The organism is Streptomyces milbemycinicus (genome assembly GCF_002154605.1).
GTDB lineage: Bacteria > Actinomycetota > Actinomycetes > Streptomycetales > Streptomycetaceae > Streptomyces > Streptomyces milbemycinicus.
In genome coordinates this window covers 1-2,861 of record NZ_MUNE01000911.1, presented here as the reverse complement: position 1 = coordinate 2,861, position 2,861 = coordinate 1, and the positions used below count along the sequence as shown (strand labels likewise).

Annotated in this window: 3 protein-coding genes and 2 pseudogenes; all 5 read right to left on the bottom strand. The window is 71.8% G+C overall.

Annotated features, from left to right (window positions below):
* Positions 1 to 4: 4 nt before the first annotated feature.
* Positions 5 to 760: a hypothetical protein gene (locus tag CCN51_RS48760; protein ID WP_245881839.1), complete on the bottom strand. Its 756-nt coding sequence runs from the start codon at positions 758 to 760 to the stop codon at positions 5 to 7.
* Positions 761 to 836: 76 nt separating this feature from the next.
* Positions 837 to 1,498: pseudogene (locus CCN51_RS48755) on the bottom strand (ABC transporter permease).
* 21 nt (positions 1,499 to 1,519) lie between these two features.
* Positions 1,520 to 1,667: pseudogene (locus CCN51_RS58735) on the bottom strand (daunorubicin/doxorubicin resistance ABC transporter ATP-binding protein DrrA); the annotation flags it as partial.
* A 54-nt stretch (positions 1,668 to 1,721) separates the two neighbouring features.
* Positions 1,722 to 2,399, bottom strand: a complete 678-nt coding sequence (locus tag CCN51_RS48745) for a PadR family transcriptional regulator (protein ID WP_014178489.1) — start codon at positions 2,397 to 2,399, stop codon at positions 1,722 to 1,724.
* Positions 2,400 to 2,533: 134 nt separating this feature from the next.
* Positions 2,534 to 2,861 (bottom strand): response regulator transcription factor (locus tag CCN51_RS48740; protein WP_143676160.1); only part of this gene is annotated, 328 nt, incomplete at its 5' end.

The following is a 2,861-nucleotide window of genomic DNA, read 5'->3' as shown; positions in this document are numbered from 1 at the left end:
ATGCCTACGCTCCGGCGGCCCCTCCCGCGGGCCTCCCGGACCAGCCCCGGGCCGCCGGAGCGTAGGCATGGACAGCGGACCCGTCGAACAGCAACTCCGGGCCGCCGCCGAGACCCGCCTCGGCGACCGCCCGCTCGTGCAGCAGCGCGAACGACGCGTCCTCGACCGCGCCCCTCAGAGCCGCGGCGAACGCCCGGCTGTAGAGCGGCGCCGCGGTCAGCCGCTTGGGCGGAGCGGGCACGAGGGAGCCGTAAAGGGTGAGCCCGGCCGTCAGCAGCCGCCCGGCCAGGGCGGGGTCGGACGACAGCCGCGGCCACGCCGTCTCGTCGGCCACCAGATCGACGAGCACCGTGGAACTGCCCGCCGGCCGCCGCGCGAGCTCAGCCGCCAGCCAGTGCCACGGCAGCGCGGTGTAGCGGGCGGTCCTCGGGGTCGTACGGGCCAGCGCGAAGTGCGGCAGCCGCTGCTTGGCGTCGAAGGTGAGCTGGCCGGCCAGATAGATCAGCACCGGCCCCTCGTGGGCGGCCGCGGTCCGCAGATGCGTCAACACCGTCTGCGGATCGGCCGGATCCAGCAGCTGTACGACGCTCGCCCCGCCCGCGGTCCCCAGTAACGCGGCGGGCGGTACGGCCGCGAGCTGGTGCAGTGCCCCGGCCGCGTCCATCAGCCGCTGTCTGCCACTCGGGGCTGCGGCGACGAGCAGTGCGTAACCGACCCCGCCCGTCGCCCTCGCGTCCTTGTCCCCCCTGTCGTTCACCATGTCAGCACCGTATCCGGAACCACCCACGACGGGTGATGGTGTGGCTCACGCGGCATTCGGGCGTGTTGGACTCGTTTCAGCGGCTGAGGCCCTGGTAACGGCCCACGGCCAGCGGGAAGAAGACCACGAGCAGCGCCAGCAGCCAGCAGACGGCGAGCAGTTGGGCGTAGTCCGCGGACCAGGAACCGCCGCCCATCCGCGGACCAGGAACCGCCGCCCTGACCCGGGCGCCCGGCCACCACGGCGAGGTGGATGCCGAGCCACAGCATGGCGAAGCGCAGCAGGAGCAGCAGCCCGACCGCGGCCACCGCTTCCCCGGCGCCGCCGTGCCAGCGCCAGCCCATCGCGAACCCGGTCCCGATGAGGATCAGCAGACCCAGCGCCGACTGGAGCATGTCCAGGACGCTGCGGCCGACCAGCACCGCCGAGGGGGGCGATCGGCATAGACCGGAAGCGGTCGATGACGCCCTTGTCGAGGTCCTGGGTGACGGCGATCATCGTGGACTCGAGGCCGAACGCCATGGCCAGCGTCAGCATGCCCGGCACCAGGTACTCCTTGTAGTCGCCGCCGCCCGAGACGCTCATACCGCCGCCGAGGAAGTAGGCGAACATCAGCAGCACCATCACCGGGAAGACCAGGCCGACCACCAACTGGGCGGGCTGCCGCGCCCAGTGGGCGATGCCACGCCGGGTCATGGTCCATGAGTCGGTGGCCGCCCGGCCGAGCCTGCGCCGCATGCCCCCGCTGTACTGGTTGACCGGTCTGCCGCCCGCTCAGGCCCTCGTCGAGAGCCGCGTGCTGGCCGAGGGGCCCGATGCGGTAGCGGACCTCATCGGGGTGGCGTCGCACATCGAATCCGGCGACCTCCGCCCGCCCGCCGTCGTAGCGCAGCAGTGTGGACAGGATTGACTACTGCAAGGCGGGAAAAGTGCCCTCGATCCGGGGGCTAGTCAAACTTGATTAGCGGCCGTCCCGCTCAGCCTCGATATCGCCCTCGCCGCTCTGCGGCGCGCCTGGCCCCTCGGCGCCGACCGCACTCTCCACGCTGTCCATCAGTACGTCGACCGAGCGCTTCCCCTCACCGGCCATCACATACGCCCCGCCCTCAAGCCGCTCGATGAGCCCGCGCGTCCACTGCGCCCCGCTGTCGGCCGAGTGCACCCAGAGCTTCATGGTCTCGCCGATATGGCCCCATGCGTCGGGGGTGGCCTCCGGAGGCGTCCAGTGCGCGGTGACCGCGGCCCGCCACTCCTCCAGGGCCGCGACCCGCTCCTTCAGCAGGGAGATCGCCTCGGCACGCGGAAGGTCGACAATGAAGCCGACCCCGGCCGTCAGCTCGTCGATCTTCTGGTCATGGCGCACCAGCGACTCGCGGAGCAACCGGAAGTACTCCTCCTCCCCCGCGTCGGTCAGCTCGTACTCGGTGCGCGGCGGTCCGCCGACCGTGCTCGGCGCGACGTCATGAGCGACCATCAGACCTTGTTTGGCCATCTGCTTGAGCGCGTGGTAGATCGATCCGGGCTTGGCGTTGGACCACTCGTGGGCGCCCCAGAACTCCAGGTCGTTACGGACCTGGTAGCCATGGGCCCGCCCGTGCTGGCGCACCGCCCCCAGCACCAGCAGCCGGATCGCTGACATCGCCCGTCTTCTCTCCCTCCCGGACCCCTCCGAGGGCCCGCCGCTGTCCAGGCTAGACGGCCCCCTCCCGGCCATGGTCGGCCCCATGCCGCCGGTAGCGGACCCGCTCACCCGCCACAGCCCAGACCCCGCAGCTACGCCCGGAGGAACGTCAGGACCGCGAGGACGCGGCGGTGGGTGTCCTCGCCCGGGGGCAGATCGAGCTTGCCCAGGATGTTGCCGATGTGCTTGCCCACCGCGGCCTCGGAGACGACCAATTCACGGGCGATGGCCGCGTTGGACTTGCCCTCGGCCACCAGGGCCAGCACCTCCCGCTCACGCGAGGTGAGGCGGTCCAGGGGGTCGCGCCGGCGGCGGAACAGCTGGCGCACGACCTCCGGGTCGACGACCGTGCCGCCGTCGGCCACCTGGCGCAGCGCGTCCATGAACTCCTCGACCTGCCCGACCCGGTCCTTGAGCAGA